This window comes from Sulfitobacter noctilucicola, from assembly GCF_000622385.1.
GTDB classification, from domain to species: Bacteria; Pseudomonadota; Alphaproteobacteria; order Rhodobacterales; family Rhodobacteraceae; genus Sulfitobacter; species Sulfitobacter noctilucicola.
In genome coordinates this window covers 281,675-307,946 of the sequence record NZ_JASD01000008.1, presented here as the reverse complement: position 1 = coordinate 307,946, position 26,272 = coordinate 281,675, and the positions used below count along the sequence as shown (strand labels likewise).

At 56.7% G+C, this 26,272-nt stretch carries 25 protein-coding genes; 13 read left to right on the top strand and 12 right to left on the bottom strand.

The window, feature by feature from the left end:
- Positions 1 to 121 precede the first annotated feature (121 nt).
- From hisD to Z946_RS21490, 9 genes are all read left to right on the top strand, one after another.
- A complete protein-coding gene (hisD, locus tag Z946_RS0105030; RefSeq protein WP_025054644.1) occupies positions 122 to 1,429 on the top strand; it encodes a histidinol dehydrogenase in 1,308 nt (435 codons plus the stop codon).
- Entirely contained in the window at positions 1,429 to 2,190 is a 762-nt protein-coding gene (locus Z946_RS0105025; RefSeq protein WP_025054643.1) for an SDR family NAD(P)-dependent oxidoreductase, read from the top strand. The genes hisD and Z946_RS0105025 overlap by 1 nt, the downstream gene beginning before the upstream one ends.
- Positions 2,187 to 3,167 carry a zinc-dependent alcohol dehydrogenase gene (locus Z946_RS0105020; protein ID WP_025054642.1) on the top strand — a complete coding sequence of 327 codons (981 nt, stop codon included), beginning with the start codon at positions 2,187 to 2,189 and terminating at the stop codon, positions 3,165 to 3,167. Before Z946_RS0105025 ends, Z946_RS0105020 begins: the two co-directional genes overlap by 4 nt.
- A gap of 33 nt (positions 3,168 to 3,200) precedes the next feature.
- Entirely contained in the window at positions 3,201 to 3,707 is a 507-nt protein-coding gene (comD, locus tag Z946_RS0105015; RefSeq protein ID WP_025054641.1) for a sulfopyruvate decarboxylase subunit alpha, read from the top strand.
- Positions 3,704 to 4,258 carry a sulfopyruvate decarboxylase subunit beta gene (gene comE / locus Z946_RS0105010; RefSeq protein ID WP_025054640.1) on the top strand — a complete coding sequence of 185 codons (555 nt, stop codon included), beginning with the start codon at positions 3,704 to 3,706 and terminating at the stop codon, positions 4,256 to 4,258. The genes comD and comE overlap by 4 nt, the downstream gene beginning before the upstream one ends.
- Before the next feature lie 316 nt (positions 4,259 to 4,574).
- Positions 4,575 to 5,669 (top strand): ABC transporter ATP-binding protein, encoded by a 1,095-nt coding sequence (locus Z946_RS0105005; protein WP_025054639.1) that lies wholly within the window; start codon positions 4,575 to 4,577, stop codon positions 5,667 to 5,669.
- Between the two features lie 91 nt (positions 5,670 to 5,760).
- Positions 5,761 to 6,867, top strand: a complete 1,107-nt coding sequence (locus tag Z946_RS0105000; protein ID WP_025054638.1) for an extracellular solute-binding protein — start codon at positions 5,761 to 5,763, stop codon at positions 6,865 to 6,867.
- A 98-nt stretch (positions 6,868 to 6,965) separates the two neighbouring features.
- Positions 6,966 to 8,483, top strand: coding sequence for an ABC transporter permease (locus Z946_RS21495; RefSeq protein ID WP_025054637.1), 1,518 nt, complete (start codon positions 6,966 to 6,968; stop codon positions 8,481 to 8,483).
- 3 nt (positions 8,484 to 8,486) lie between these two features.
- The gene (locus Z946_RS21490; RefSeq protein WP_025054636.1) at positions 8,487 to 9,380 is read left to right on the top strand and encodes an ABC transporter permease; all 894 of its coding nucleotides are present in this window, start codon (positions 8,487 to 8,489) and stop codon (positions 9,378 to 9,380) included.
- Here the strand turns inward: Z946_RS21490 and Z946_RS0104985 are convergent.
- From Z946_RS0104985 to Z946_RS0104965, 5 genes are read right to left on the bottom strand one after another with little or no spacing between them, the layout of a single operon-like run.
- Positions 9,369 to 10,109 carry a maleate cis-trans isomerase family protein gene (locus Z946_RS0104985; protein WP_025054635.1) on the bottom strand — a complete coding sequence of 247 codons (741 nt, stop codon included), beginning with the start codon at positions 10,107 to 10,109 and terminating at the stop codon, positions 9,369 to 9,371. The genes Z946_RS21490 and Z946_RS0104985 overlap by 12 nt on opposite strands.
- Positions 10,106 to 11,254, bottom strand: coding sequence for a M24 family metallopeptidase (locus Z946_RS0104980; RefSeq protein WP_277618953.1), 1,149 nt, complete (start codon positions 11,252 to 11,254; stop codon positions 10,106 to 10,108). The genes Z946_RS0104985 and Z946_RS0104980 overlap by 4 nt, the downstream gene beginning before the upstream one ends.
- An 11-nt stretch (positions 11,255 to 11,265) precedes the next feature.
- On the bottom strand, positions 11,266 to 12,312 hold the full coding sequence (locus Z946_RS0104975) for a pyridoxal-phosphate dependent enzyme (protein WP_025054633.1): 1,047 nt from the start codon (positions 12,310 to 12,312) through the stop codon (positions 11,266 to 11,268).
- A 38-nt stretch (positions 12,313 to 12,350) separates the two neighbouring features.
- On the bottom strand, positions 12,351 to 12,821 hold the full coding sequence (locus Z946_RS20440) for a response regulator (protein WP_025054632.1): 471 nt from the start codon (positions 12,819 to 12,821) through the stop codon (positions 12,351 to 12,353).
- Positions 12,818 to 13,978 carry a sensor histidine kinase gene (locus Z946_RS0104965; protein WP_025054631.1) on the bottom strand — a complete coding sequence of 387 codons (1,161 nt, stop codon included), beginning with the start codon at positions 13,976 to 13,978 and terminating at the stop codon, positions 12,818 to 12,820. Before Z946_RS0104965 ends, Z946_RS20440 begins: the two co-directional genes overlap by 4 nt.
- Positions 13,979 to 14,132: 154 nt before the next feature.
- On the opposite strand from Z946_RS0104965, the gene Z946_RS20995 reads away from it, so the two are divergent.
- The 4 genes from Z946_RS20995 to Z946_RS0104945 all read left to right on the top strand — a co-directional run bounded on the left by Z946_RS20995 (position 14,133) and on the right by Z946_RS0104945 (position 18,797).
- Positions 14,133 to 15,002: an alpha/beta hydrolase gene (locus Z946_RS20995; protein WP_025054630.1), complete on the top strand. Its 870-nt coding sequence runs from the start codon at positions 14,133 to 14,135 to the stop codon at positions 15,000 to 15,002.
- 148 nt (positions 15,003 to 15,150) lie between these two features.
- Positions 15,151 to 16,470, top strand: coding sequence for an aromatic ring-hydroxylating dioxygenase subunit alpha (locus tag Z946_RS0104955; protein WP_025054629.1), 1,320 nt, complete (start codon positions 15,151 to 15,153; stop codon positions 16,468 to 16,470).
- Between the two features lie 32 nt (positions 16,471 to 16,502).
- Positions 16,503 to 17,957: a glutamine synthetase family protein gene (locus Z946_RS0104950; protein ID WP_025054628.1), complete on the top strand. Its 1,455-nt coding sequence runs from the start codon at positions 16,503 to 16,505 to the stop codon at positions 17,955 to 17,957.
- A gap of 72 nt (positions 17,958 to 18,029) precedes the next feature.
- Positions 18,030 to 18,797: an SDR family NAD(P)-dependent oxidoreductase gene (locus Z946_RS0104945; protein ID WP_025054627.1), complete on the top strand. Its 768-nt coding sequence runs from the start codon at positions 18,030 to 18,032 to the stop codon at positions 18,795 to 18,797.
- Between the two features lie 92 nt (positions 18,798 to 18,889).
- Here Z946_RS0104945 and mnhG read toward each other — a convergent pair whose 3' ends face one another.
- The 7 genes from mnhG to Z946_RS0104910 form a co-directional block, all read right to left on the bottom strand.
- Positions 18,890 to 19,288 carry a monovalent cation/H(+) antiporter subunit G gene (gene mnhG, locus Z946_RS0104940; RefSeq protein WP_025054626.1) on the bottom strand — a complete coding sequence of 133 codons (399 nt, stop codon included), beginning with the start codon at positions 19,286 to 19,288 and terminating at the stop codon, positions 18,890 to 18,892.
- On the bottom strand, positions 19,285 to 19,572 hold the full coding sequence (locus Z946_RS0104935) for a K+/H+ antiporter subunit F (protein ID WP_025054625.1): 288 nt from the start codon (positions 19,570 to 19,572) through the stop codon (positions 19,285 to 19,287). Before Z946_RS0104935 ends, mnhG begins: the two co-directional genes overlap by 4 nt.
- A complete protein-coding gene (locus tag Z946_RS0104930) occupies positions 19,569 to 20,069 on the bottom strand; it encodes a Na+/H+ antiporter subunit E (RefSeq protein WP_025054624.1) in 501 nt (166 codons plus the stop codon). Before Z946_RS0104930 ends, Z946_RS0104935 begins: the two co-directional genes overlap by 4 nt.
- A 1-nt stretch (position 20,070) precedes the next feature.
- The gene (locus Z946_RS0104925; protein WP_025054623.1) at positions 20,071 to 21,615 is read right to left on the bottom strand and encodes a monovalent cation/H+ antiporter subunit D; all 1,545 of its coding nucleotides are present in this window, start codon (positions 21,613 to 21,615) and stop codon (positions 20,071 to 20,073) included.
- Positions 21,612 to 21,971, bottom strand: a complete 360-nt coding sequence (locus Z946_RS0104920) for a Na+/H+ antiporter subunit C (RefSeq protein WP_025054622.1) — start codon at positions 21,969 to 21,971, stop codon at positions 21,612 to 21,614. The genes Z946_RS0104925 and Z946_RS0104920 overlap by 4 nt, the downstream gene beginning before the upstream one ends.
- A 1-nt stretch (position 21,972) precedes the next feature.
- Complete coding sequence (locus Z946_RS0104915; RefSeq protein WP_025054621.1) at positions 21,973 to 24,846, bottom strand: monovalent cation/H+ antiporter subunit A; 2,874 nt, start codon at positions 24,844 to 24,846, stop codon at positions 21,973 to 21,975.
- Between the two features lie 261 nt (positions 24,847 to 25,107).
- On the bottom strand, positions 25,108 to 26,205 hold the full coding sequence (locus Z946_RS0104910) for a trypsin-like peptidase domain-containing protein (RefSeq protein ID WP_025054620.1): 1,098 nt from the start codon (positions 26,203 to 26,205) through the stop codon (positions 25,108 to 25,110).
- Between the last annotated feature and the right edge of the window lie 67 nt (positions 26,206 to 26,272).

Here is a 26,272-nt window from a genome sequence, read left to right as displayed (position 1 = left end):
TCTAAAATGCAAATGTAAGCGCTTGCATAGAATCAATGTAAGCGCTTACAACTCAATATAGCAAGCTGTTCGATGCGACGTTGCGCCCGATTACCTGAAATCTTCTTTAGGACATTTGAACATGACCCGCGACTATCTGAAAAAAGCGACTCTCACTGCTAAATCGGACGCCTCCGAAGTCCACGAGACAGTGAAATCCATTCTGGACGACATCGAAGCGGGCGGAGATGCCAAGGCGCTGGAATATGCCGCCAAGTTCGATCAGTACGAGGGGAATGTCTTGCTAACCCCGGAAGAAATCGAGGCCGCAATTGCGCAAGTGCCGGAGAAGCTCAAAGCCGATATCCAGTTCGCCCATGACAATGTCAGACGGTTTGCGGAAAAGCAGAAATCAACGCTTTCTAACGTAGAGATGGAGATTGAGCCGGGCTTTGTTGCCGGCCAAAAGGCGATCCCTGTGGATGCTGCCGGATGCTATGTGCCAGGAGGGCGTTACAGCCACATTGCTTCAGCGATTATGACAGTGACGACAGCCAAAGTTGCGGGATGCCGTCATATCGCGGCCTGTTCCCCGCCACGCCCTGGCGTCGGTGTTGCACCTGCCATCGTTTATGCCGCGCATATTTGCGGGGCGGACAGGATTCTGGCAATGGGTGGTGTGCAGGGGGTGGCCGCGATGACCTTTGGTCTGTTCGGACTGCCCCGCGCCAATATCCTTGTCGGCCCCGGTAACCAGTTCGTTGCAGAGGCAAAGCGCATTCTTTTCGGCCGAGTGGGCATCGACATGATTGCAGGCCCGACCGACAGTCTGATTTTGGCGGATAAGGACGCGGATGCGCATATCGTCGCGACCGATCTGGTTTCTCAGGCAGAGCACGGATACAACTCTCCGGTATGGCTTGTTACGGATGACCGCGCTTTGGCTGAAAAAGTGATGGAGATGGTGCCAGGCCTGATCGAAGACTTGCCCAAACTGAACCGCGACAACGCTTTTGCCGCATGGCGGGACTACGCCGAAGTGATCGTGTGCAAAGATCGCGAAGACATGGCCGCCTGTTCGGATGAATATGCGCCAGAGCACCTGACGGTTCAGGCGGCAGATCTGGATTGGTGGCTTGATCGCCTGACCTGTTATGGTTCGCTGTTCCTTGGAGAAGAGACTACCGTTTCCTATGGGGACAAGTCTTCCGGCACCAATCATGTGCTCCCCACTTCTGGGGCCGCGGGTTATACAGGTGGCCTGAGCGTGCATAAATATATGAAGATCGTCACATGGCAGCGGACCACACGGGATGCGTCAAAGCGCGTCGCGGAATCGACTGCGCGCATCTCGCGGCTTGAGGGGATGGAGGGGCACGCCCGTTCTGCTGACGTGCGGCTTGCGAAGTATTTCCCCGGCGAAAATTTCGATCTGACGGCTGAAGGGTAATGAACGATCCCCGCGCCCTTTTCGACCTGAGCGGCAAGGTGGCTTGCGTCACGGGCGCTAGTTCCGGTCTCGGGCGTCAGGCGGCGCTGGCATTAGCCAGAGCCGGAGCAAAGGTCGTAGGGGTCGCCCGCAGAGCAAGCGCGCTTGACAGCATGTGCGACGAGATCGGCGAGAGAGCGGCGCGTGTCTCCGCCGATATATCCGACCGGTCCGGCATTCAGGCATTGGTTGAGGACATCGGCGCTCCCTTTGGTGCACCGGATATCGTGATCCATGCTGCCGGTCTTAATACGCGGCAAGCAGCGGACGACGTGACACACGAGGGCTGGGACAACACGCTGGCGATCAACCTCACGGCTCCTTTCTTTCTCAGCCAGTCGCTGGTTCCTGCCATGAAGGCGAAAGGTTGGGGCCGCATCGTGAATTTTGCTTCACTGCAAACAACCCGCGCGTTTCCGGGTGGCATCGCATATGGCGCGACCAAGGGGGCCATCGGGCAGCTCACGCGTGCAATGGCCGAAAGCTGGTCCCCTTTCGGAATCACCGCAAACGCGATTGGGCCGGGATTTTTCCCGACCGAACTCACAGCGGCGGTGTTTGATGATCCTGACCGCGCAGCCCGTAATGCGGCCCAAACCTGTCTGGGACGGAACGGGCGGATGGAAGATATCGAAGGTCCGGTGCTGTTTCTGTGCTCTGATGCGTCGTCCTACGTGACAGGTCAGGTGCTGATGGTCGACGGGGGGTTCACCGCGAAATGAAGGCGCTTGTGTATGATGGTGTGGAAACGCTCACTTACCGCGACATGCCTGATCCGGTGGCATCCAGTGATCATGAGCTGATCCGTATTGAGGCCGTGGGCATCTGCGGGTCCGACATGCACGCCTATCTAGGACATGATGACCGCCGTCCCGCACCGCTGATCCTTGGTCACGAGGCAGCAGGCATTATCGTCGGTGGCGCTCAGGACGGAAAGCGCGTGACCATCAATCCGCTTGTGACCTGCAATAGCTGTACCGCCTGTCGCAGCGGTCGGGAAAATCTCTGCGCAAAGCGGCAAATTATCTCAATGCCACCGCGCGAGGGCGCATTTGCGCAGTTCGTAGCCATGCCGGTGGCAAATCTGGTCGAAGTGCCAGCGGACGTACCATTGAGCAAAGCCGCACTGGCCGAACCTCTTGCCGTCAGCTGGCACGGTGCCCGCCTTGCCGTAGCGGCCCTGCACCCCGATGACCCGCGCCGCGCACTTATTATTGGCGGCGGTGCCATCGGTCTTGCAGCAGCGCTCGCACTGCGGGCGATGGGGGTAGGGGAGATCACTATTACCGAGCCAAACGCCAAACGGCGTGGCTTTCTGCGCGATCACTGCGGTGAGAACATTGTCGAGACGACAGATGCATCCTTTTCCATCGTCATCGACGCAGTCGGATACGCCACCACCCGCGAAGCCGCATCAGCCCGCGTGGCACCGGGGGGCGTGATTGTGCATATCGGTCTGGGCGAAGATCGCGGCGGCATTGACGTGCGCCGCCTTACTTTGCAGGAAATCACCTTTATCGGCACATATACCTACACCGCGCAGGATTTTCGCGATACCGCTGCTGCTATCTTTGACGGGCGGCTGGGTCCGCTGGATTGGTGCCGGCACATGCCGCTGGGCGAAGGTGCTGACGCATTTGCTGCCCTGCGCCAAGGAACTGTAGCTGAGCCGAAAATCATCCTGATCCCTGAACACTAACCCTTTTTCCGATACCCCAAGAAAGGCAATCCGATGAACATCGACAAAAAGATCGCAGACGATCTTGTCGCGAACGATGTCTCTTTCGTTACCACGGTCCCCTGCAAACAGCTGGCCGGTGTGATCGAAGAGATCGAGAACCGTGACGATATCTTTCACATCCCGTCCAACAAGGAAGACGAGGGTATGGGCCTGTGTGCCGGTGCCTTTATGGGCGGCAAACGTCCGGCGATCATCATGCAGAACACTGCGATTGGTGTGACAATCAATACGCTGGCAACACTGACACAATTCTACCGGATGCCGCTTCCGATGATCATTTCCTATCGTGGAGAGCTGCGCGAGCCTGTGGCCTGTCAGGTCGAGATGGCGGTGCACACCAAAGCGTTGCTCGCCCAGCTCAATATTCCGACCTACCACTTCCACTGGCAAAAGGACGTTGAGGAGTTCGACAACATCCTCAAGTACACCTTCATGTGCAACAAACCTGTGGCAATCCTGACGGATGCCAACTTCTGGGGAGGCTATGGCGACCAATGATCCGTTCAGAAATTCTCAAAGAAATCGCACCCATCCTGAACCCACACCTTGTCGTATGTAACATCGGTCTGCCCAGCCAGGAGCTGCACATGATCGACGATAACGAGCGTAATTTTTACATGCTCGGTACAATGGGTCTCAGCTCGTCCATCGGCTTTGGTCTGGCGCTGGCGCAAGACAAGCCCGTGATCTCGATCGATGGGGACGGATCGATCCTGACCAACCTTGGTACGTTACCCACCATCGCAAACAACGCGACGGGCAACTACACGCTATTGATCATCGACAACGGGTCTTACGGCTCTACCGGGGACCAGCCGACCTATGCGGGGAAAAAGACTTCTCTGGCGGCGGTCGCGACGGCGTGCGGCTGTGACAACGTGGTCGAAGTGCAGGACAAAGACCTTGGTCCCGTTTTGCAGGACGCCGTCGACAGCGACGAGATGACCATCATCGTGTGCAAATGCGATAGCGGGAACATCAAGCTGCCTGTTATCACACTGGATCCTGTCGTCATCCGGCACCGGTTTATGGAAGCCGTAAAAGCCTGACGCATCTCTTTGCAGAAATGTGATTTACGCTGAAACCGGATGCTTTCCGGTGCAAACAAGCGGCGCAAGTGATTGCGCCGCTTTCGCGTTTTCTATCACGAATCGGGTTATCCCGTTGGGTCAGATTTGTCCAAAGTGTCTTGAACTGCGGTAAAACGCAGTCGAATTGACCGATTTTCGTTATAGTCGTGGCCTATCAGACGGTTTTAGGGGTTTCCGATTGTAAATTGAAAAGCATGCCTTCAAGGTGAGGGTGCAAATGAATCCCGACCGGTTGCAAAGAACGCTGGCGGGGAAAAAGACGGGGAAGTAATCAATGACATCTACCGACGGGGCCTTTGTCGCCTTTGATCGTGTGCAAAAGAGCTATGACGGCGTAAACCTTGTCGTCAAAGATCTTAACCTGTCGATGCCCAAGGGCGAATTTCTAACCATGTTGGGGCCATCCGGGTCGGGCAAGACAACTTGCCTGATGATGCTTGCCGGATTTGAGACGGCGACACATGGTGAAATCCTGCTGGATGGTGTGTCGATCAACAATATCCCTCCCCACAAACGTGGCATCGGGATGGTCTTTCAGAATTACGCGCTTTTCCCGCACATGACAGTGGCCGAAAATCTGTCCTTCCCGTTGGAAGTTCGCAAGATCGGCAAGTCGGAGCGGGAAGAGAAGGTGAAGCGCGCACTGGATATGGTCCAGATGGGCGATTTCGCGGGCCGCCGCCCTGCACAGCTTTCGGGCGGTCAGCAGCAGCGGATCGCGCTGTCGCGTGCACTTGTATTCGAGCCCGAGCTGGTCCTGATGGACGAACCGCTTGGCGCGCTCGACAAACAACTGCGTGAAACCCTTCAGTTCGAAATTACAAATCTGGCGCACCAGCTGGGCATCACAACCGTTTATGTGACCCACGACCAGACCGAAGCGCTGACGATGTCAGACCGCGTCGCGGTTTTCGACGATGGCCGTATTCAGCAGCTGGCCCCGCCGGATGCGCTTTATGAAAAGCCCGAAAACAGCTTTGTTGCGCAGTTCATCGGTGAGAATAACACCCTTGATGGTGTCGTGCAGGAGATCAAAGGCAACACCTGCATTGTGCGCCTCGACAGTGGCGACATTATCGATGCGGTGCCGGTCAACGTGACTGAAGTGGGGGAGCGTACCAAAGTGTCGATCCGCCCCGAACGCGTTGAATTTGACCGCAGCCGCCTGCATGACGACGCGCATACGCTTAAGGCCGAAGTGCTTGAATTCATTTACATGGGTGACATCTTCCGCACGCGCCTTCGGGTTGCGGGCACGGATGAGTTTGTTATCAAAACGCGCAATGCCCCCGACCAAAAACGTCTCGTCCCTGGCGAAATGATCGAAATCGGCTGGATGGCAGAGGATTGTCGCGCACTGGATGCCTAAGGGTTCCGGCTTGCGCGAACAAGTTAGAGAACGCGGCCGCCCGGGCTGCTTTCTTGAAATAGTAAACCGGGTAAAACTACGGGAGAAACCGATGAAAATCACAATGAAACTGATGGCGACTTCGTGCCTGACGCTGACGGCCGCAATGGCCAATGCGGACGGTCACATGGCCAACGAAATGACAATCGTCAGCTGGGGCGGTGCATACTCCGCATCACAGCAGGCGGCCTATCACGACCCCTATGCAGAAAAGACCGGCGTTAACATCATTAACGACGAATCCTCTGCCGAAGCCGTAGCCAAGCTGCGCGCGATGAACGAAGCAGGCAATGTCACATGGGACGTTGTTGACGTTGTGGCATCCGACGCGATCCGCCTGTGCGACGAAGGTCTGGCGCTGGAAATCGACGCGGACACACAGCTGGCTGATGGCGATGACGGCTCCAAGGCGTCCGACGACTTCGGTGATCTGCTGGTCTCTGACTGCTTTATCCCACAGATCGTGTACTCCACGACAGTTGGCTACCGTTCGGACATGGTTGGCGACAACGCACCGACCGAAATCTGCGCATTGTTCGACACCGAAACATATCCTGGCAAGCGTAGCCTCGAAAAGCGTCCGATCAACAACATGGAGTGGGCGCTGCTCTGTGACGGCGTTGCCAAAGACGACGTTTACGACGTGCTGGAGACCGAAGAAGGTCAGGCGCAGGCATTTGCCAAGCTCGACACCATCAAGGACGACACCATCTGGTGGTCTGCCGGTGCCGATACGCCACAGCTTCTGGCCGATGGCGAAGTTGTCATGGGGTCCACATACAACGGTCGCCTTTTCGCTCTGATCGAAGAGCAGAAGCAGCCGGTTGCGATGCTTTGGGACGCGCAGGTATTTGACCTTGATGGTTGGATTATTCCAACAGGACTGAGCCCTGAGCGTGAAGCCCGCGCACTGGACTACGTCATGTTTGCGACAGACACACAGCGTTTGGCGGATCAGGCCAAGTACATCTCTTACGGTCCTGCACGTAAGTCTTCCGCACCACTGGTCGGCAAGCACGCAGAACTGGGCATCGAGATGGCACCACATATGCCTACCGATCCAGAGAACGCCAAGAACACCTTCTTGTATAACTACGAGTGGTGGGCGGACTACCGCGACGATCTGGATGCGAAATTCCAGGCGTGGCTGTCACAGTAAGCCATTGATATCAGGGGCGCGGCATATGTTGCGCCCCTTTTTACGATACGACCATGCCGGACCAACAGGCAGGCATAAAGACCGACAAGGGACATCTCATGGCTGAACAAATGATGGCTGCCGATGGACGACCGCTCAAAGCGTCGTTGAACCGCGCATTACGGCGTCAAAAAATCCGCGCGCTGGCGCTGATCGCCCCGTTGCTTTTGTTCATTCTGATCTCTTTTGTCATGCCAATTGCGGACATGCTGTTCCGCTCCGTCGAAAACGAGATTGTTGAAAACACGCTTCCGCGCACAGTGGTGGCATTGCAGGACTGGGACGCCACCAGTGGCGAAGCGCCGGACGAGCCTGTTTTCAATGCACTTTACACTGACATGGCACTCGCCGTTGAGTATAAATCCCACACACGTCTGGGCAGCCGCCTGAACTATGAGACAACAGGCATCTCATCCCTGTTTCGCAAATCAGGCCGCCGCATCAGTCGTTTTGATACAGATGCCTATACGGATGCCTTTACCGCTGCTGATCCTGCCTATGCCGATCCGGTACAATGGGCCGCGTGGATGGACGATGACGCGCTGCGCGCGAAACTGCCTTTGACCACCAGCGCTTATGACGGTTGGGAAAAGATGATCGTCGAGGCCGAAGGCGATGTTCCAACCGAAGAGCAGCCATGGGATTTTGTCTATACCGCGCTTTATAATGACGGCGTGAACGGCGCTGAACTGCCGATCGCGGTTGATGTTTCACAGATTGAACCTGTGTCAATCCGTGCACAATTTTCCGATGTCGATGACGACTGGCTCGATCCGGATGTCTGGCAGACGATCAAAACCTATTCGCCGACCTACACCAACGGCTATTTTCTGAACTCGGTGGACCTGATGAAAGGTGCCGAAGGTGTTGAACAGCGGCCCGAGAACGAGCGCATCTATATTGTCCTGTTCATTCGGACTATGATCATGTCGCTGTCTATCATGGGCATGTGTGTTCTGCTGGGATATCCAATCGCATGGTTGCTCGCGAACCTGTCGGCACGCACAGCAAACCTTTTGATGATCCTTGTGCTGTTGCCCTTCTGGACCTCGCTCTTGGTACGGACCTCCGCGTGGAAAGTGCTGTTGCAACAACAGGGGGTTATTAACGATGTCCTCGTGTGGATCGGTATTGTCGCAGACGACAACCGGCTAGAGCTGATTAATAATCAGACCGGTACGATCATCGCGATGACGCACATCCTTCTGCCCTTTATGATCCTGCCGCTTTATTCGGTGATGAAAACCATTCCGCCCAGCTATCTGCGCGCTGCCAAGTCGCTTGGCGCCACAAACTGGACCGCCTTCTGGCGCGTCTATTTCCCGCAATCTGTGCCGGGCATCGGCGCGGGCTGTATTCTCGTCTTCATCCTCGCCATCGGTTACTACATCACACCAGAATTGGTGGGTGGGACCAAGGGTGTCTTCATTTCCAACCGGATTGCCTATCACATTTCCAGCTCTCTCAACTGGGGTCTGGCGGCCGCGCTGGGCACGATCCTGCTGGCCATCGTGATGGCGCTCTACTGGGCCTACGACAAGATCGTCGGTATCGACAACGTAAAGCTGGGGGGCTGATCCATGTCCGGAATTCCACCATATGCCACCACCGGCCAACGCGCCTGGTACTACGGATTTCGCGTAATCTGCGGGCTGATCTTTTTCTTCTTGATTGCGCCGATCATGGTGATCATCCCGCTGTCGTTCAACGCGCAGGATTTCTTTACCTTCACGCCGGAAATGCTGGCGTTCGATCCGGCGGGCTATTCGACCAAACACTACGAGGACTTCTTTACCAACTCCGACTGGCAACTTGCCTTGCGCAACTCCCTTAAGATTGCGCCGGTCGCCACGTTGCTTTCGGTGTCTCTCGGCACTTTGGCCGCAATCGGCCTGAGCCAGAGCCACGTGCCCTTCCGCCGCGGGATCATGGCGATCCTGATTTCTCCGATGATTGTACCGCTGATCATATCTGCCACCGGCATGTATTTCTTCTACTCCAATCCTTACATCCCGACACCTTTCGGCAAGATTGAGCTGCCCTTCACGTTGACCGGCACCTACCTCGGCGTGGTTCTGGCACATGCTGCACTTGGTATTCCCTTCGTAATTATCACGGTGACGGCAACGCTTGTGGGCTTCGACAATTCGCTTACGCGTGCTTCGGCCAACATGGGGGCAGGGCCTGTTACGACGTTCTTCCGCGTGCAGATGCCATTGATCCTGCCCGGTGTTGTTTCGGGGGGCTTATTTGCCTTTATCACATCCTTTGATGAAGTCGTTGTGGTGCTGTTCGTGGGGTCAGCAGGTCAAAAAACCCTGCCTTGGCAAATGTTCACAGGTCTGCGCGAACAGATCAGCCCGACCATTCTGGCCGTTGCCACCATCCTGATTGCGGTGTCGATTGTCCTGCTGTTCGTGGTCGAAATGCTGCGCCGCCGGTCCGAACGCCTGCGCGGCATGTCACCGTCCTGATTGCCAAAGCCGCCCCGGCAGGTTCTGGGGCGGCATAAGAGCTGCAAGCTGCATCAGATGCCATCCAAGCACCTGATTGCTGGATAGCACTGGTTTGCCAATTTCGTCCTCGATTGCGTCTATCACATCCAGCGTGCGCAGATTTGTGCAGGACAGAAACACCGCCTCGCAGTCAGCCGTCGTGCCGATTTCAATCGCGGCTCGTCGCAACGATTGAGCCGAGATGCGCACGACACTTTCTTCTTTCGGTTCATCAAAACTCGCAAAGGCCGTGACTCTTATGCCGGCCGCCCCCAATACATGACGCAACTGATCGGAGATCGCGGCGACATAAGGACTGATGAGCGCCAGCCGCGTAATACCCAGCGCCCTGCAAGCGGCGGTCAGGGCAGACACTGGTTCTGTCACATGTTTCGTGCGCACTCCATCCGAGATTAACTTCCCAACACGCGCGGCCCCGATTTGAGCAGTGCCGGACGTACATCCATATCCCACAGCGGCACAATCCGCACTGCGCGGCAAAAGCCGTGCGGCCTGCGTCAGGTTCCCTTCCATCTCGGTGATGGAAGCTTGTGTTAACACCTCTGCCGAAGGCACGCGGCTCACCAGCACCTCCGCCTCCAGCGGTAAAAGGCGGCGCAAGTCTCGCTCAAGCGTTTCATCAGATTGCAGGACAACCATGCCGATCTGTGTTGGGTGGTCGGCGTTCAAAGTGTACGGCAGGCTCATCCGATTACCCTTATGTCTGTACCTTGCGGCGTAGACAAATACCGCGCACCTTCTTCGGTGATCACGATATCCTCTTCATGCACCATGATTTTGCTTTCTGGCAAAGACACCCCCGGCTCAAGCGTCAGAACCATACCGGGTACAAGCAACGTGTGATCTTGGGGAATGATCGACGGACCTTCCGTAAGTTGCATCCCCAGATGATGACCTAACCTTCCGCCATCAGAACCCACCGCATCCGGATTGGCGATGCCATTCATCGCGTGAAACAAATCTGACATGGTCGCACCCGGTCTTGCCGCTTCGAACCCCGCTTGGGTCGCCTCAATCAACTTGTGATGTGCCTGTCGAACGCCAGCGCTGGGCGGACCGATGCTGTAATTGCGGTCAAAGTCGCAGAAATATCCGTCATGGACGAGGCCGGTGTCCAGCATCAACACATCCCCCTTTTGCAGCGGGATGTCAGTGGCGGGTGAAATTACGTCGCCATATCCGCCTTGTCCCGCGCCGCCTGCAAGATAGGGAACCCAATCGGCCCCTTCTTCCAATGCCAACCGCTGAAAGTCCCTGAATACCTGTGACAGTGGAACACCGGCGGAGACGATTTCGGGCACACGGTCAAAACTCCGGTCTGCGATGCCGGCAGCAGTAGTGATTTTATCAATCTCTGCTTCGGACTTAACCAATCGCAGACGCGCGGTGATCCCATGATCCGAGCTGATCTTTCGGTTGCCCAATGCACTTTCAAGCTTTCGCAAATCAACGAGAGGCATACGCAGGTGGCTTTCGATTTGGTCTGCGAGCCCGACAGACCCTTGCGCCGGTACAATCTCTTTCAACGTATCAGCCAGTAAACTGACCCCGTCATCATTATAGTTTGGCGATTGCCAGGTCCGGATATCGCTGACCCATGTTTGCCCCATTAGATGAGCGCCGATTGATGGGATGACGGCAATCGGATCACCCGCCAGTGGCACGATAACGAACCACGGCCGTGTCGGGCTTTCCCAAAAACGCGTCAGAAATCCGGTAAAATACCGCACCTCGGGTTCGGTTGTCAGCAGTAAGGCATGGACATCGTGCTCAGCCATCAGGCGTTGCGCATTGCGCGTCCGAGCGGAATATTCAGACGCCGGAAACCCTATGCCCTGTCCGGTCAAGGGACCGGTTCTTCGCTTAGGATCGCTAGAATGCAGGAGGTATCAGTCAGGCCAAAGTCATCAGCCATGCCGGGCACGGCAAGCAACCCCGCAATCCCCGCCGCCCCTGAAGGTGTAGAAGGCAAACCCGCGTCTTGGCATGCTTCATGTCCTGTCCGGCCTTCTTCTTCGGTCAGCGTCATGAAAATATCCGCGTCACGTGCCAGCCCCTTGAGGGCGATCAGCGAAGGTTCCTTGCAATCCAGTCGTCCCATCTCTGACGCGGGACCCTGCGTTTTCTGCGCACTACCCGCGCGGATCGAAGCGGCGAGTGCCGGTGCCGCCTCCGGCTCTACAACGATGATCTTTGTGGCTGTCCCCCATGCCTTTCGGGCCAAACCGGCGCATGCCGCAGCCAATCCGCCGACACCGGCCTGCAAGAAAAGGTGGGTCGGAACTTCAGTCATCTGCGCGATGGCCTCGTGCATCAGAACCAAATAGCCTTCCATTAATCGATGCGGGCGATCTATGTAGCCGGGCCAAGAACTGTCCGATAACAATTGCCAGCCATTCGCTTGCGCCGCCTGCGCCGCACCTTCCATACTTTCCTCATAGAACGCGCCGTGCCGCTCCACCTTTGCGCCTAAGTTTCGCAACCGGTCTGCAAAACTTTCGGGTACCGTTTCGGCAAGAAAAACAACCGCCTGCGCGCCGAATGCATTGGCACCGGCGGCTACGGATAATCCGTGATTGCCTGCGCTCGCGGTCACATAGGTCTGCCCCTTCGCACGGCCCTCAGCAGCATCATGCGCGATGACATACGCAGCACCTAAAGCCTTAAAACTACCTAAGCTCATCCGAGCGCGTTCATCTTTCAGGTAAACGCATCGAACATGTGCTGCCCGCGCAAGTTCGGGCGAAGTAATAAGTGGCGTTTGACCCGCTACAGGACAGCGGCCGAGCATCGATTGGGGGCGTTCAGCATCCAGACTAGGCGCAGGTATGGCTTGCAATCCGGCCTGCACGGCCTTTGCTCGATCCGGGGAATTCAGTTCATACTTCATCCATCTTGGCTAGCATGGCTTTGGCGACCGCGGAAATGCTATTTTGAGACGACCTGTTCCGTCTGCGCTTTGGCGGTATCGTTAAAAGGCACCTGTTTTTTATGCCCGTTCACCAGCTCCGACAGTTTTTCAAGATGCGCTTTCGTCAGAGGCTTGTTGAGAAAGTCCTCCACCACCGAAAAACCCTTGGCCCGCAATTCGTCCTTGGGGTTCAGCGACGTGGTCAGCATGACGACAATCGGACACATATCCGCGCCAAACTTCTCTGTCACCGCTTCGAGAAATTCAAAGCCGTCCATAATCGGCATGTTGATGTCGAGCAGGATGAGATCGGGTCTGACTTTGCCCGTGTCGGCCAGATGCTCAAGCGCTTTGGTTGCATCGGTAAACTGCATCAGATTACCCACCATCCCTGACTTTTGCGAAATACGCTGGTAAATCATCTGATCGAAACTGTTGTCGTCGATCAGCATCAGGTTCTGTATCGGGTAGGCATCTGGATGCGTCATGCTTGCGGGAGTCCTATGCTGAATGCCGACCCTTCGCCGGGGGCGGAATCGACTGTAATATCTGTTTGATGGTTCGCGGCGATGCGGCGACAAATCGCAAGCCCGAGGCCGCTGCCGACAAAGTCGTTTTCAGCATTCAACCGTTTGAAAATTGTGAAGATCTGTTCGTGTTTGTGTCTGTCGATCCCGATGCCATCATCAGCAATTGTGATTCGAAAGTTTCTGTCTTCAACCAGCGCGCTGGAGGAGATCTGTACCTTTGCGCTACGGCCTGGTGTGTGGAATTTGATCGCGTTTTCTATCAGGCACTGGAAAAGAATGCGCATTTGTCGTTTGTCGGCCATAACAACAGGCAAGTAACCGACTTCAACAACTGAATTGCCGTGCTTTATGATCCCGTGCAAATCGCCCAGCACGTCTTTGACGATCAGGCTCAGATCGACGGCTTCTGGATGCAGATCATGGTCGACGACCCGCGTGTAATGCAGAACGTCATCCACGAGCTTCGACAGGCGTGTCACGGTGGTCAGTGACATATAGACCAAAGACGCCGCATCCTCATCCAGCGTGTCACCATGGCTGTCGATCAGCTCGCTCAGCAACAGGTGCAATGTGCTGGAGGGAGACTTCATATCGTGTGACATGGAATAGGAAAAATCGCGCAGTTCTGCGCTTGTGATTTCCGCTTTCCGCTGTTCCGATCGTGCATGTTCTTCAGCAGCTTTTTGCGCGCTGATATCTGACGCAACCCCGATGTGACGCAACACAGATCCGTCAGGGGCCCGCTCGAACACGCGATCCTGCGACAGCAGCCATACCCAGTGCCCCTGCTTATGGCGCACGCGGTAGTCTACCTGCTTTACCTCGTCATCGATCAAGGATTGCAGCCCTTCGAAATGCGAAAAAATTCTCGGCAGGTCTTGGGGATGGCAGATATGCGGCATCAGATCCGCGCCCAAATCGCGCACTTCCTGTTCTGAATATCCTAAAGCGGTGCCCAAAGAACGGTTGGTATATTCGTTCGATTGGGTCTTTTGATTAAAGACGTAGATAACGTTCGGAACGATATCAGTTACCTTCTTCAAAAAAGGCGCAGATGCCCATTGCGCTGACAAAATGTCGTCCGCCTTCTGGATTCGGGCATCGTCGTGTTGCATGTTGGCTCCTGTTGACCCGGCGAAGTTAGAAGCAATTCCTTAATGGAAGGTGAAAACCAGCCAAATTCAACTATCGATTGCGGGGCGGCTGTCCTGCAAGTGACGGTTGTCTCTGGCGCGGGTTTGATAATCTCAGGAGAAAAAGGGCACCCGTATGGACCATAGATTAAGCGCCTTGTTATCGCTTCCGCGGGCAGAAATTGATTTCCAGCTGTCACCCAGCCGTTCGGCTAAAGATGCGGCTGGTAGCTTGAACACGATGGTTTCTCAAACCCGCCAGGCACTTACCCATCCAAAATTGAAGGTGGATCGCGATCTGGAGTACGGCCCCCGAACGCGTCAGAAAATCGATGTGTTCAGGCCGGATAATCCGGAGGGCGCAGCGCTGCCCTGTCTCGTTTTTATTCACGGAGGTTTTTGGCAGGAAGGGGACAAAAGCGTCGCTGGATTTGCAGCTGAGAGCTTTGCCGAAATGGGGTGGGCGTGGATTTCTGTCGGCTATACGCTGACGCCTGATGTCACGCTGTCTGCTCTGACGGCAGAGGTGCACGAGGCGGTAGAATACATCTCGTCCAATGCATCGACGTGGGGCATAGACCCGCGCAAGATCGTGCTTGCGGGCCATTCCGCAGGTGCGCATTTGGCCGCTAGTGTGGTGACGGATGCGCTTGGCCTGAATGTGGCCCCGCTTATCGCAGGTGCGGTTCTGATTAGTGGTGTTTACGAATTGGCACCCATCGCGGCATCCTATGTGAATGATCTGGCGCGGATCACCCCTGAGGAAATTGCAGCGCTGTCGCCGCTCAGGCAAATACCAGCAGCGGCTTCAAACGTGCATCTGCTGATCGGCGCGGACGAACCGGAGGCTTTTCAAATACAGACGCAAGTCTTGCAAATTACATGGTCAACCTTGCTCGACAATCTCACCTGTGAAAAAGCAGCGGGCCGTGATCACTTTGATGTTCTTGAGGAACTAAACGACCCTGCATCGCCGACACGGGTGGCGATAAACAACATGGTTTGAATTACGCAGCTGGCTTTCCCTCCTTGATCTCTGATCTGCGAGCAACTGCATCGGTTGCTCTTGGACCAGCATCAGCGCAGAATGATAACAAAGCGTTACTTGCATTAGATATTATCGCCTCCCGACACAGGCCAAAGGACCCGAACCAATGATCAGCCAGCAACTTAACGATACGATCACCCGCACTGATCCCGGTACCGACGCGGGTGCTGTGCTGCGACGCTATTGGCAACCCGCTGCACTGTCGGACGAACTGGCGACAAACCGTCCTGTCGTGCCGGTGACTTTGCTTGGCGAAAAACTTGTTCTCTTCCGTGACAATGACGGAAATCTCGGCCTGATCGACCGCTTTTGTGCGCACCGCGGTGCGGATCTCTGTCTGGGGCGGCTGGAGGACAACGGTTTGCGTTGCCCTTTTCATGGCTGGCATTTCGATCGCACCGGCCAGTGCGTTGAACAACCCGGAGAGCCTGAGGGCAGCCGCATGCATGAAAGCATCCGCAATACGTCCTATCCGGTGGTGGAAAAGAACGGGATCATATTTGCATATATGGGGCCGGGAGATCCGCCACCCTTTCCGAATTTTGACTGCTTCCGCGCGCCGGACACCCATGTTTTTGCGTTCAAAGGGCTGTGGGAATGCAACTGGTTACAAGCGATGGAGGTGGGCATCGACCCTGCGCACGCCTCTTTCCTTCACCGGTTTCTCAAGGACGAAGATCCGGCCGACAGCTATGGCAAACAGTTCCGCGACAAGGCCGCAGACACAAACATCCCGATGACCAAGCTGCTCCGCGACTATACCAACCCGGAAATCACGGTGGAGGAGACCGAATACGGTCTACGCCTGATTGCACTCCGCCATTTAGATGAGGCGCAAAGCCACATCCGCATCACCAACCAGATTTTCCCGCAGGCGATTTCCATTCCCATGAGCCGCGAGATGATTATCACGCAGTGGCATGTCCCGATCGATGACGAGCATTGCTATTGGTATTCGATGTTCACCAGCTTCACAGATCCCGTGGACAAGGAACTGATGCGTGCCCAGCGGCTGAAAGAACACCGCCTGCCTGATTACGCGCCGCTCAAGAACAAGCGGAACAACTATGGGTTCGATCCCGAAGAACAGAAAACAGAGACCTACACCGGTATGGGAATGGACATTAATGTGCATGACCAATGGGCGGTTGAAAGCCCCGGACCGATCTTCGACCGCACGCGTGAACATCTGGGCAAGACCGATGTCGCGATTATCAAATATCGCCGGATGTTGCGTGCAGCGATTGCTGCTGTAAAGGACGGGAACGAAGACGCGTTGCCCATGCGAGGAGAGGTCGATCCGGCTGTGATCTATGGCCCGATTTCAAACGATACCATCGGCGACAGACAGGACTGGCGGGCGGTTTCTGCCAAAAGTGATGCGGAACGCCGGGCTGGTTGTAACGATTGGGACGCGACCGTATGACCGCGCGGATGTTCTGCAGGGCGATGCGCTAGATGACTGATCTAAAGTCAAAAATTGAAAGTGGCGCGTTGGCACGAGCGGGCCTGCGCGATAGCGATGGCATTGCGGCCTGCGCTGATGTGATCGACAGACTTCGGGCCTCGGACATTGAAACAGTCCGCGTTCTGTTTCCTGACCAACACGGCATTCTGCGTGGCAAGACTGTAGTGGCTGATGCGCTCCCGTCCATCATGGCCAACGGAATGGCGGCCCCTTCAACGCTTTTGCTCAAAGATACATCGCACCGCACTGTCTTTCCTGTCTGGTCAGCCGAGGGTGATGTGGCAGGCGGAATGCGTGGGGCAGGCGACATTCTCATGGTGCCTGATCCGGACACGTTCCGACCCTTGCCATGGTCGCCCCATTCGGCGTGGATCATCTGTGATCTTGCCTACAAGGACGGCAGTATGATGCCGCTCTCTACACGTGGCATTCTCAGGAACGCAGTGGCGAAGCTGGCGGCGGATGGTAAGGCGCTTGTCGTCGGCCTTGAGGTCGAATTCCACGTTTTCCGTGTGCTGGATCCGCGTCTGGATCATGCCGGTGCCACCATGCCTGCCCAACCGGTCGAGACTCAGAATATAGCGCAGGGTTACCAGTTTCTTACTGAAACCCACTATGACGTGATGGAGCCAGTGATGGACGCGCTGCGCCGCACCTGCCAGGCGCTGGGTATGGATGTGCGGTCAATGGAAGTGGAGATGGGGCCCAGCCAGATCGAGTTTACCTTTGATCCGGCCGACCCGCTGACCCATGCCGACAACATGGTGATGCTGCGCACCGCTGTGAAAGAAGTCTGCGCACGGCAGGGTCTGCATGCCACGTTCATGTGCAAACCTAACCTTCCTAATGCAGCCGCCAGCGGCTGGCATTTGCATCAATCGCTGATCGAAACCAGAACCGGCAAAAATCTGTTCATGCCTGAGGACGAGGCGCTGAGCGAAACTTGTAGCAGGTGGATCGCGGGCCTTCTGGCTCATGCCTCCGAAGGATGTCTGCTGAGCACGCCAACAGTGAACGGATACAAGCGCTATCAACCACATCAGCTTGCGCCCAACCGCATTGCGTGGGGGCGTGACAACCGTGGTGCGATGATCCGGGCGCTGACCGGCCGGTCTGACCCCGCCAGCCGTATCGAAAACCGTATCGCTGAACCCGCCGCCAATCCCTATCTCTTCTTTGCGAGCCAGATCATCGCGGGCATGGCAGGATTGCGCACAGGACGGCCCGCACCGCCGCCGGTCGAGGACCCCTATGATGCTGCGGCCACCCCGCTACCGCAGACACTTGCCGCGGCGGTCGCGGCATTTGGCGCATCTGAACTCTATCGCTCCGAATTGGGTGATGCTTTCGTGGATTATCTGTGCCGGATCCGCCGCTCTGAGTGGGACCGCTATCACCTCACCGTCTCACAGTGGGAACAGCAGGAATACTTCGGACTGTACTAGGGACCGTCAGACCGCTTGCAGGCGCGGCCTGTACCCTGTCTAAAGACTGCAGAGATTTACGGGAGGAAGATCATGGAAATTTGGGCAGGAAGTGTGGCGATTGTGACGGGCGGTGCGTCCGGTCTTGGGGCCGCCACAGCCGAGGCTTTGACACAGGCGGGCCTTAAGGTCGCTTTGTTCGATCTGAACGAGGATGCAGGGCAGGCAAAGGCCCAAGAATTGGGCGGAAGCTTTCACAAAGTCGATGTCTCTGACGCGGCCTCTGTGGGGGCGGCCATGGATGCGGTTGTGTCTGAAATGGGCACGCCACGTGTGTTGGTGAATTGCGCAGGTATCGGCCCCGCGTCCAAGACCGTATCGCGCGGTGCGCCGCATGATCCTGCGCTCTTTTCAAAGGTGATCGGGATCAACCTGATCGGTTCTTTCATCTGCGCCTCAGAGGCTGCGTCGCGGATGGTCGGGGCTGATCCGATGGCCCCCGACGGCGCGCGCGGCGTCATCATCAACACAGCGTCCGTTGCCGCATACGAAGGTCAGGTCGGTCAGGTCGCTTATTCAGCTTCCAAAGGTGGCATCGTGGGTATGACGCTGCCCATGGCGCGCGATCTGGCGGACAAGGGTGTGCGGGTTTGCACTGTCGCGCCGGGCCTGTTCTTGACGCCTCTGCTTGAAGGGTTGCCGCAGGATGTTCAGGATTCTCTGGGCAAGCAGGTTCCGTTCCCGTCGCGTCTGGGCCAGCCTGCGGAATACGGAAAACTCGTTTGCCACATCCTCGACAACCCCATGCTGAACGGTGAGGTTATCCGCCTTGACGGAGCCATCCGCATGGCACCACGCTAACCAATTAACGACAAGTAAACAGCGGCTTAGGCTGCTGAAAAGCAACTGCTTTCAAGGCCTGTCCCTTCGGGGACAGGCTTTTTTTCGGGGTGTTAGCCAGCTGGCGTATCGTCCTGGGTCGCCAGTTCGCGGTCCGCTTCGGGTACATTCAGTGTTGACCACGTGTCGTCACGCGGCGGCAAAGGAGGCGTGTCGCAGGACCGTTTGTGGATGTTCACTTTGGCGATGAAATTTGCCGAAATAGGTGCTGTTACAAACAGGAAAGCCATGATCAGCAGATCGTGCAGTGATCCTTCACCATAGACAAACGAATGGATGATCGACGCGAGCAGAAGCCCACCGATGCCGATCGTGCCCACCTTAGTCGGGGCATGTAGGCGCGTCATGGAATCGTTGAATTTCAACAGGCCAATGGTGCCGACAAGCGCAAAACCCGCACCAAGCAACAAACAAACCCCGACTGCATATATACCGATGATTTCAAAACTCATTCGATGATGTCCCCCCGCAGCACAAACCGCGCATAGGCGACAGTTGATACGAACCCAAGCATCGCGATGATCAGCGTAACTTCAAAATATATACGCGTACCCTGTGCGATACCCAGAAGAACGATCAGCCCGATGGCGTTCACCACCATGGTGTCCAGCGCCAGAATGCGATCGCCGACCGAAGGTCCGATCACCAGACGGATCATCGACATCACCTGCGCGAATGCCACAGCAACAAAGGCAATGATAAAGGCGATGTTCATGAAATCTGTTGCAGCAGTCATGCAAAAATCTCCTTGAGGCGGCGCTCGTAGCGGTGCTTGATATCGTCTCGTACGCCATCCGGATCGTCGGTGTGCAGCGCGTGCACCAAAAGGCTGTGCCCTTCATCCGACAGATCGGCGGAAACCGTGCCGGGGGTCAATGTGATGGTACCTGCCAGAATGGTGATTGCTTCGGGTTGGCGCAGGTCCAGCGGCACAACAATCCACGCAGGTTTCAGCTTGGAGTTCGGGACCGTCAGAACAATCCATGCCACCTGCACATTGGCGACAATGATATCCCACAACACGATGATCGCGTAGCTGGTCATGCGGCCCAAATGGATCGTGCCGGGTCGCTCGGGCCACCAGACGGCGGTAATGCGTGGGATGATGATGCCAAGGATCAGACCGAAGACCGCCATTCCCGCAGAAAAGCCGTTCTGCAAAAGGATCCAGACGACCGCAAGCAGCAAGGTCAGGACAGGGTGGGGAAATAGCCAGCGGAAGACGCGGGTCATATCAATGCTCCTCCTTGGCAGGTTTGCTTAGCTTGCCGGGCGTGTCCAGCACGGTCGAGATATAGGGCTCGGGGTTGAACAGCTGCGCTGAGGTCCGCTCGACATAGGTATAGGCCGGACCAGCGAAGACGGTATGCGCCACCAGCAAGGTGATCAGACCACCGACGGCAATATAAGACAGCGGTGCCGGGGCGGGCGCTACCTCCGCGTCCGGCTCTGGTTCGACGCTTTTGGCTTTCCAGAACAGGGTGGAACCCGCACGCGCGAACCCGACAATACTGATCAGGCTGGAGATAAGGACGACTGCCCAAATCCACGATGCCTGCGGTGTACTGAACCCTGCTTGGAGGATCATAAGCTTGCCCAGAAAGCCGGACAGTGGCGGCAAACCGGCCATTGCGATGGCGGCGGCAAAGAACAACGCCGAGGTGAGCGCGGCACCCGAGATTGGCGGCATTGCCGTCAGCTCAAGGTTGGGCCGGCCGGCGCGCACCAGATCAGAAATCAGGAACAAGGCAGCACCGGCAAGGGTGGAGTGGATGATGTAGTAAAGCGCGGCCGTGATGCCAGCGGGTGTGAACATCGCAATCGCAACCATCACCATGCCCATGGAGCCGATGATGGAAAAGGCGATCAGGCGGTCGAGTTTTTGCGCTGCCAGCACGCCGATCATGCCAATGGCCAGCGAAAGCAGGGCCGCGGGCATCAGCCAAACGGAATAGAGCCCGCCAGTTACAGCAACGTCCGGCCCGAAGATCATCGTGTAGACGCGAATGATAGAATACGCGCCGACCTTTGTCATGATCGCGAACAGCGCGGCAACGGGGGCCGGGGCCTCGGCATAGCTCGAGGGCAGCCAGAAATGCAGGGGCACCACCGCCGCCTTAATCGCAAATACCATCAGCAGCAAAACGGCGGCGACGCGGATGCCCACAGTATCGGCGGGATCAATCAACGCCACACGCTGTGCCAGATCGGCCATGTTGAGCGTTCCAGTCTGCGCATAGATTGCACCCAACGCGAATAGAAACAGGGTCGAGCCGATGAGGTTGAACAGGACATACTGCACACCGGCGCGCAGCCTCACATGACCGCCTGCGTGGATCATCAACCCGTAAGAGGCGATCAACAGGACTTCGAAGAATACGAACAGATTGAAAAGGTCGCCGGTCAGAAAGGCACCCATGATGCCCATCAGCTGAAACTGGAACAGCGCGTGAAAATGCCGCCCGCGATCATCCCAACCGGAGCCGATAGCGTAAAGCAGCACAAAAAGGGCGAGCACCGCCGTCAACAAGACCATCAGGGTCGCAAGCCGGTCGCCCACGACGACGATACCGAAGGGGGCTGCCCAATCGCCGAGTTGATACAGCAACACGGTCCCATCCGAGGTTTGCCAAGCAAGGCCCGCGGCTATGGCGATGAGGCCCAGCACGCCCGCGACAGAAAACACGCGCTGGATGCCGATATGGTAGCGGGCAGCCAGAATGATAAAAGGGGCCAGCAATGCGGGCAGTACGACGGGGGCGATGATCCAGTGGGTCATGTGCGATCCTCCGCCAATACGTCCGCATCCTCATCCGGGTCATTCACCTTGTCATCATCTCCGCCAAGGTAGGCACCGAGCGCAATCATCACCACAACGGCAGTCATACCGAAGGAAATAACGATTGCCGTCAGAACCAGCGCCTGCGGCAACGGATCGGTATAGCGCGTGGCGTCTGTCAGGATAGGCGGTGCGCCTGTGGCCAAACGACCGGATGCAAAAAGGAAAACGTTCACAGCGTAGGTCAGCAGCGACATCCCCATGATGACCGGAAAAGTGCGCAACCGCAGGACCAGATACATACCTGCAGCGGTCAATATACCGATGGCTGAGGCGACAAGCAGTTCGAGTGCCATTTTACACGCCCTCCAGTTTCGGGTTGTTCGGATCGGCAGGATCGCGCGAGGGGTCAATATCCATCGGATGTTCACTGTCTTTGACATGGGCGCGACGCGCCAGTCGCGAGAAGCTTTCTAGCGACAACATCACCGCCCCGACCACGGCGAGGAAAACTCCAAGATCAAAGAGCGCAGCAGTGGCCAGCTCGAACTTCTCGAAGGGGGGGATCCGGACATAAGTGAAATCCGACGTCAGGAACGGTTTGCCTACAAACCATGAGCCGATGCCGGTCAGACCTGCAATCAAAACGCCTGCACCGATGACACCGTGGTAGGGATACCGCAGCCGCGCGTTGGTCCAGGAAAAACCACTGGCCATATATTGCATAACCACACCGATAGAGACGATCAGGCCCGCGATGAACCCGCCACCCGGCTCATTGTGGCCGCGCAGGAAGATGTAAAAACCGACCAGAATAACAAGCGGCATCAGCACGCGGGTCAGGACGACCATCATCATCGGATGCATATCACCCGCTCTGGGTTGGTCGGGCTTGCGATTAAGCAGACGCGCACGCACCGGCCCAAAGAGCAAGGTCTCGGTCAGGGCAAAGATCAGCAAGGCAGCGATGCCCAGCACAATGATTTCGCCAAAAGTGTCAAAGCCACGGAAGTCGACAAGGATCACGTTTACTACGTTCGTGCCGCCGCCACCTTTATAGGAATTGGCAAGGTGGAATTCGGAAATGGGCGTCGTGATCGCGTCGCGCAGCAGGAAATGATAGGAGAGCGCGAAAGTGCCGATCCCTGCGGCGACGGCAACCGCACCGTCCCGCATACGGCGCAGAACCGCGCTCTCGACCGGGGTGCGGTTGGGCAGAAAGTTCAGCGCGAGCAACAGCAGAATGATGGTGACCACCTCAACCGTGATCTGTGTCATCGCCAGATCAGGTGCGCTGAAGAAGACGAAGCCAACCGATACCATCAGACCGACGATGCCGATCAGGATCAGGGACAGCAAGCGGTTGCGGTGCAGGAACACCAGACCGACGGTGGCTGCGACAAGCATCAGCCAGCCTGCAATCTCAACCGGTCCTGCCTGTTGGGCCGTGCGCGTTGGCGCGCCTACGCTGCCGGTCACCCAAGCATGATACCCGATGGCGCTGATTGTCACGGCGGCGATTGCCGCATATCGGCTGAAGGCACCGTCATGCAGAGGCCGGATAATCAGTTTGGCAAGGGCAACGGCGGCGTCGATGATGCTGTCGAAGATCGTTTTGGCTTCGGGGCGCGGTACCGTATCCCAGATTTTGAGCAGAGGATTAAACAAGGCCAGCGCGATCAGTCCACCGACAACAGCCGCGATGGACATATAAAGCGCAGGCACAAGCCCGTGCCAGATTTTGAAGTAGTTCTTTGGCACATCCGCGGCTTCACCCAGCAGGGCACCTGTGACGAGTTTCACAAACGGTTCTGCCAGGAATGGCGCACAGCCGATGACAACGACGAGAACGACCAGAACGGCAGGCGGCATCCACATACCTGCACCCGGATCGTGTGGTTTTGCAGGATAGTCGTCGCGTTTTGCGCCAAGAAACGTATGTCCGATCAAGCGGAAGCAATAGGCGGCCGAAAATAGCGAACCCACAACGGCCAGCGTCGGCACCAGCCAAGGCGTATCGAACAGAACTGTGTGGTTGGCTTCTTCCAGCATCATCTCTTTCGATAGGAAGCCGTTGAGAAGGGGGATACCGGCCATCGACAGCGCGGCGATGCTGGCGATCGTAAAGGTGATCGGCATCAGGTGGCGCAGACCGCCCAATCGGCGGATGTCGCGTGTATGGGTTTCATGGTCAACGATGCCTGCCGACATAAACAGCGCCGCTTTGAACGTGGCGTGGTTCAGAATATGAAACACCGCCGCCATGGCACCGAATGCGGTGCCGGTGCCCAGCAACATGGTGATAAGGCCCAGATGGCTGACCGTGGAAAAAGCCAGCAGCGCTTTCAGGTCGTGTTTAAAGAGCGCGATTACAGCGCCCAGAACCATCGTGACCAGACCGGCTGTTGTGACAATGACAAACCACTCCGGTGTGCCCGACAGCACGGGCCAAAGCCGCGCCATAAGGAAAATGCCCGCTTTGACCATCGTGGCAGAGTGCAGATAGGCCGAGACAGGCGTAGGGGCCGCCATTGCGTGCGGCAACCAGAAATGAAACGGGAACTGCGCGGATTTGGTAAAGCAGCCCAGCAGGATCAGGATGAGGGCAGGCAGATAGAGCGGACTGTCCTGAATGATCTCACGGTTTTGCAGGATGACGCTGAGGTCATAGCTGCCCGCGATGTTGCCAAGGATCAGCATGCCACCGATCAGCGCGAGGCCACCCATCCCCGTCACCGCAAGCGCCATCCGCGCGCCTTGGCGGCCTTCGGGCAGATGTTTCCAATACCCGATCAGCAGGAAGGACGATAGCGACGTCAATTCCCAAAATATCAGCAAAAGCAGGATGTTATCGGACAGAACAATGCCAACCATCGCGCCTTGGAAAAGCAGCAGATAGGTAAAGAACTCGCCCATGTTGTCATTGCGAGACAGATAGAACCGCGCGTAGGTGATGATCAAAAGGCCGATGCCAAGGATCAGCAGAGCAAAGAAGAACCCGAGCGCGTCGAGCATCAGATTGACGTTCAGCCCGATCCCCGGAAGCCAGTTGATCCCTGCCGTGACAACTTCGCCGGATAAAACGGCAGGTAAGTTGGTCAAGAGACCGACAAAGGCGGCAAGTGTGACGGTAAATGTGACACCGGCACAGGCTTGCCTGCCCGCGTTTATCATAAGACCGGGAAACAATGCACCCAAGAAGGGCAAGGCGACGATAAGGAAGAGGGACACGCGAACTCCTGATCAAGGGCCTGACATAGGTTGGCTATATCTGGTTTACTTGGCAGGGTTTCTCAAGTGAAACCGAAAAGTTTATGTCGGTTTTTTGCATTCCGGCTGATTGTTTGCACCTTTTTCGGGTGTGCCACGGTTCAATTTCCGTAGCGGCAGAGCCCCAGTTCGGCAGTGTGATCACACCGGAGACGCAAATGCCCCGCACACAGGGTGCAGGGCATCTTCAACGGTTTTTATGGTATTTCGTGCATGTCGTGATCAGGCATCATTCGGTTTGAGCGTACCTACAGTCACGTCGAGCGTCACTTCCGCGCCTCTGCGCAAGACGGTTACCTTGGATGAGGCCTCGGGCGTTGTCGTGGCGACAGCACGTGTCAGGTCGCGCAGTTCAACAACGTCGGTGTCACCGAAGGATACGATAATGTCGCCACGTCTCAGACCCGCCTTTGCCGCTGGGCTATCTGGGCTTACCGCTTCGACCACCGCCCCTTTCGGGGTGTCATAGCCCAATACATTTGCGACCTCTTCGGTCATCGGGCGTATGTTCACACCCAGCCAGCCCCGCGCCACCTGACCATCATCAGCCAGATCGGCCACGATCATCTGCACAAGATCGGAAGGAACTGCAAAACCGATGCCCACAGAACCGCCACCGGGAGAGATGATGGCCGTGTTCACGCCGATGACATTGCCTGCGTTGTCAAAAAGGGGCCCGCCGGAGTTGCCGCGGTTGATTGCGGCATCGGTCTGGATGAAGTCATCGAAGGGGCCCGATCTGATATCACGTGACAGGGCGGAAACAATGCCGGAGGTGACGGTACCGCCAAGCCCGAAGGGGTTGCCCACCGCGACAACTTCGTCACCCACACGCAGGTCAGTTGAGGGACCGAAGGAAACGGTAGGCAGATCAACATCGGCCGTCACCTTGAGCACGGCAATATCCGTCATCGGGTCACTGCCCACAACTTCGGCGTCAAAGCGGCGACCATCGGCGAGCTTGACGCTTACCTTCTCCGCGCCGTCCACAACGTGGTGGTTAGTCACGATCTTTCCATCTTCGGAAATAATAAAGCCGGACCCAAGCCCCTGCGCAGGTGCACTGCGGCCCTGATCGTCAAAGAAGCGACGCAGTTGTGGCGGGATGTTCTGAGGCACATGATCGCTGGCAGGAGACGCCTTGCCGGTGACTTCGATAAAGACGACGGCGGGCGAGACTTCTTCGACCAGATCGGCATAGCCGCCAGCGGGCACGGCCAAAGCGGACGTGGGGGCGACCGTCAGTGTGGTTGCCGACAGAAGTGCCGCTGTCAGCGCAGCGGCTGCGGTACGGGTGGGTTTGGTGAGTACGGAGTGCATATCAGCCTCGTTGTTTTGAATGGTATGAGGCCCATATGGTGGAGCGGGATAACAGCCACCTGCGCGA

Excerpts from the sequence above, each read along its gene's own strand:
- Z946_RS20440 (WP_025054632.1), bottom strand. The coding sequence starts at position 12,821 with ATGACGCATCCAGATGCCTACCCGATACAGAACCTGATGCTGATCGAC.
- Z946_RS0105020 (WP_025054642.1), top strand. The coding sequence starts at position 2,187 with ATGAAGGCGCTTGTGTATGATGGTGTGGAAACGCTCACTTACCGCGAC.
- comE (WP_025054640.1), top strand. The coding sequence starts at position 3,704 with ATGATCCGTTCAGAAATTCTCAAAGAAATCGCACCCATCCTGAACCCA.
- Z946_RS0104985 (WP_025054635.1), bottom strand. The coding sequence starts at position 10,109 with ATGAGCCTGCCGTACACTTTGAACGCCGACCACCCAACACAGATCGGC.
- Z946_RS21495 (WP_025054637.1), top strand. The coding sequence starts at position 6,966 with ATGGCTGAACAAATGATGGCTGCCGATGGACGACCGCTCAAAGCGTCG.
- Z946_RS0104955 (WP_025054629.1), top strand. The coding sequence starts at position 15,151 with ATGATCAGCCAGCAACTTAACGATACGATCACCCGCACTGATCCCGGT.
- Z946_RS0105025 (WP_025054643.1), top strand. The coding sequence starts at position 1,429 with ATGAACGATCCCCGCGCCCTTTTCGACCTGAGCGGCAAGGTGGCTTGC.
- Z946_RS0104975 (WP_025054633.1), bottom strand. The coding sequence starts at position 12,312 with ATGAAGTATGAACTGAATTCCCCGGATCGAGCAAAGGCCGTGCAGGCC.
- Z946_RS0104945 (WP_025054627.1), top strand. The coding sequence starts at position 18,030 with ATGGAAATTTGGGCAGGAAGTGTGGCGATTGTGACGGGCGGTGCGTCC.
- Z946_RS0104965 (WP_025054631.1), bottom strand. The coding sequence starts at position 13,978 with ATGCAACACGACGATGCCCGAATCCAGAAGGCGGACGACATTTTGTCA.
- Z946_RS0104950 (WP_025054628.1), top strand. The coding sequence starts at position 16,503 with ATGACTGATCTAAAGTCAAAAATTGAAAGTGGCGCGTTGGCACGAGCG.
- Z946_RS20995 (WP_025054630.1), top strand. The coding sequence starts at position 14,133 with ATGGACCATAGATTAAGCGCCTTGTTATCGCTTCCGCGGGCAGAAATT.
- Z946_RS0105000 (WP_025054638.1), top strand. The coding sequence starts at position 5,761 with ATGAAAATCACAATGAAACTGATGGCGACTTCGTGCCTGACGCTGACG.
- Z946_RS0105005 (WP_025054639.1), top strand. The coding sequence starts at position 4,575 with ATGACATCTACCGACGGGGCCTTTGTCGCCTTTGATCGTGTGCAAAAG.
- Z946_RS0104910 (WP_025054620.1), bottom strand. The coding sequence starts at position 26,205 with ATGCACTCCGTACTCACCAAACCCACCCGTACCGCAGCCGCTGCGCTG.
- Z946_RS0104920 (WP_025054622.1), bottom strand. The coding sequence starts at position 21,971 with ATGGCACTCGAACTGCTTGTCGCCTCAGCCATCGGTATATTGACCGCT.
- Z946_RS0104930 (WP_025054624.1), bottom strand. The coding sequence starts at position 20,069 with ATGACCCGCGTCTTCCGCTGGCTATTTCCCCACCCTGTCCTGACCTTG.
- comD (WP_025054641.1), top strand. The coding sequence starts at position 3,201 with ATGAACATCGACAAAAAGATCGCAGACGATCTTGTCGCGAACGATGTC.
- Z946_RS21490 (WP_025054636.1), top strand. The coding sequence starts at position 8,487 with ATGTCCGGAATTCCACCATATGCCACCACCGGCCAACGCGCCTGGTAC.
- hisD (WP_025054644.1), top strand. The coding sequence starts at position 122 with ATGACCCGCGACTATCTGAAAAAAGCGACTCTCACTGCTAAATCGGAC.
- mnhG (WP_025054626.1), bottom strand. The coding sequence starts at position 19,288 with ATGAGTTTTGAAATCATCGGTATATATGCAGTCGGGGTTTGTTTGTTG.
- Z946_RS0104925 (WP_025054623.1), bottom strand. The coding sequence starts at position 21,615 with ATGACCCACTGGATCATCGCCCCCGTCGTACTGCCCGCATTGCTGGCC.
- Z946_RS0104935 (WP_025054625.1), bottom strand. The coding sequence starts at position 19,572 with ATGACTGCTGCAACAGATTTCATGAACATCGCCTTTATCATTGCCTTT.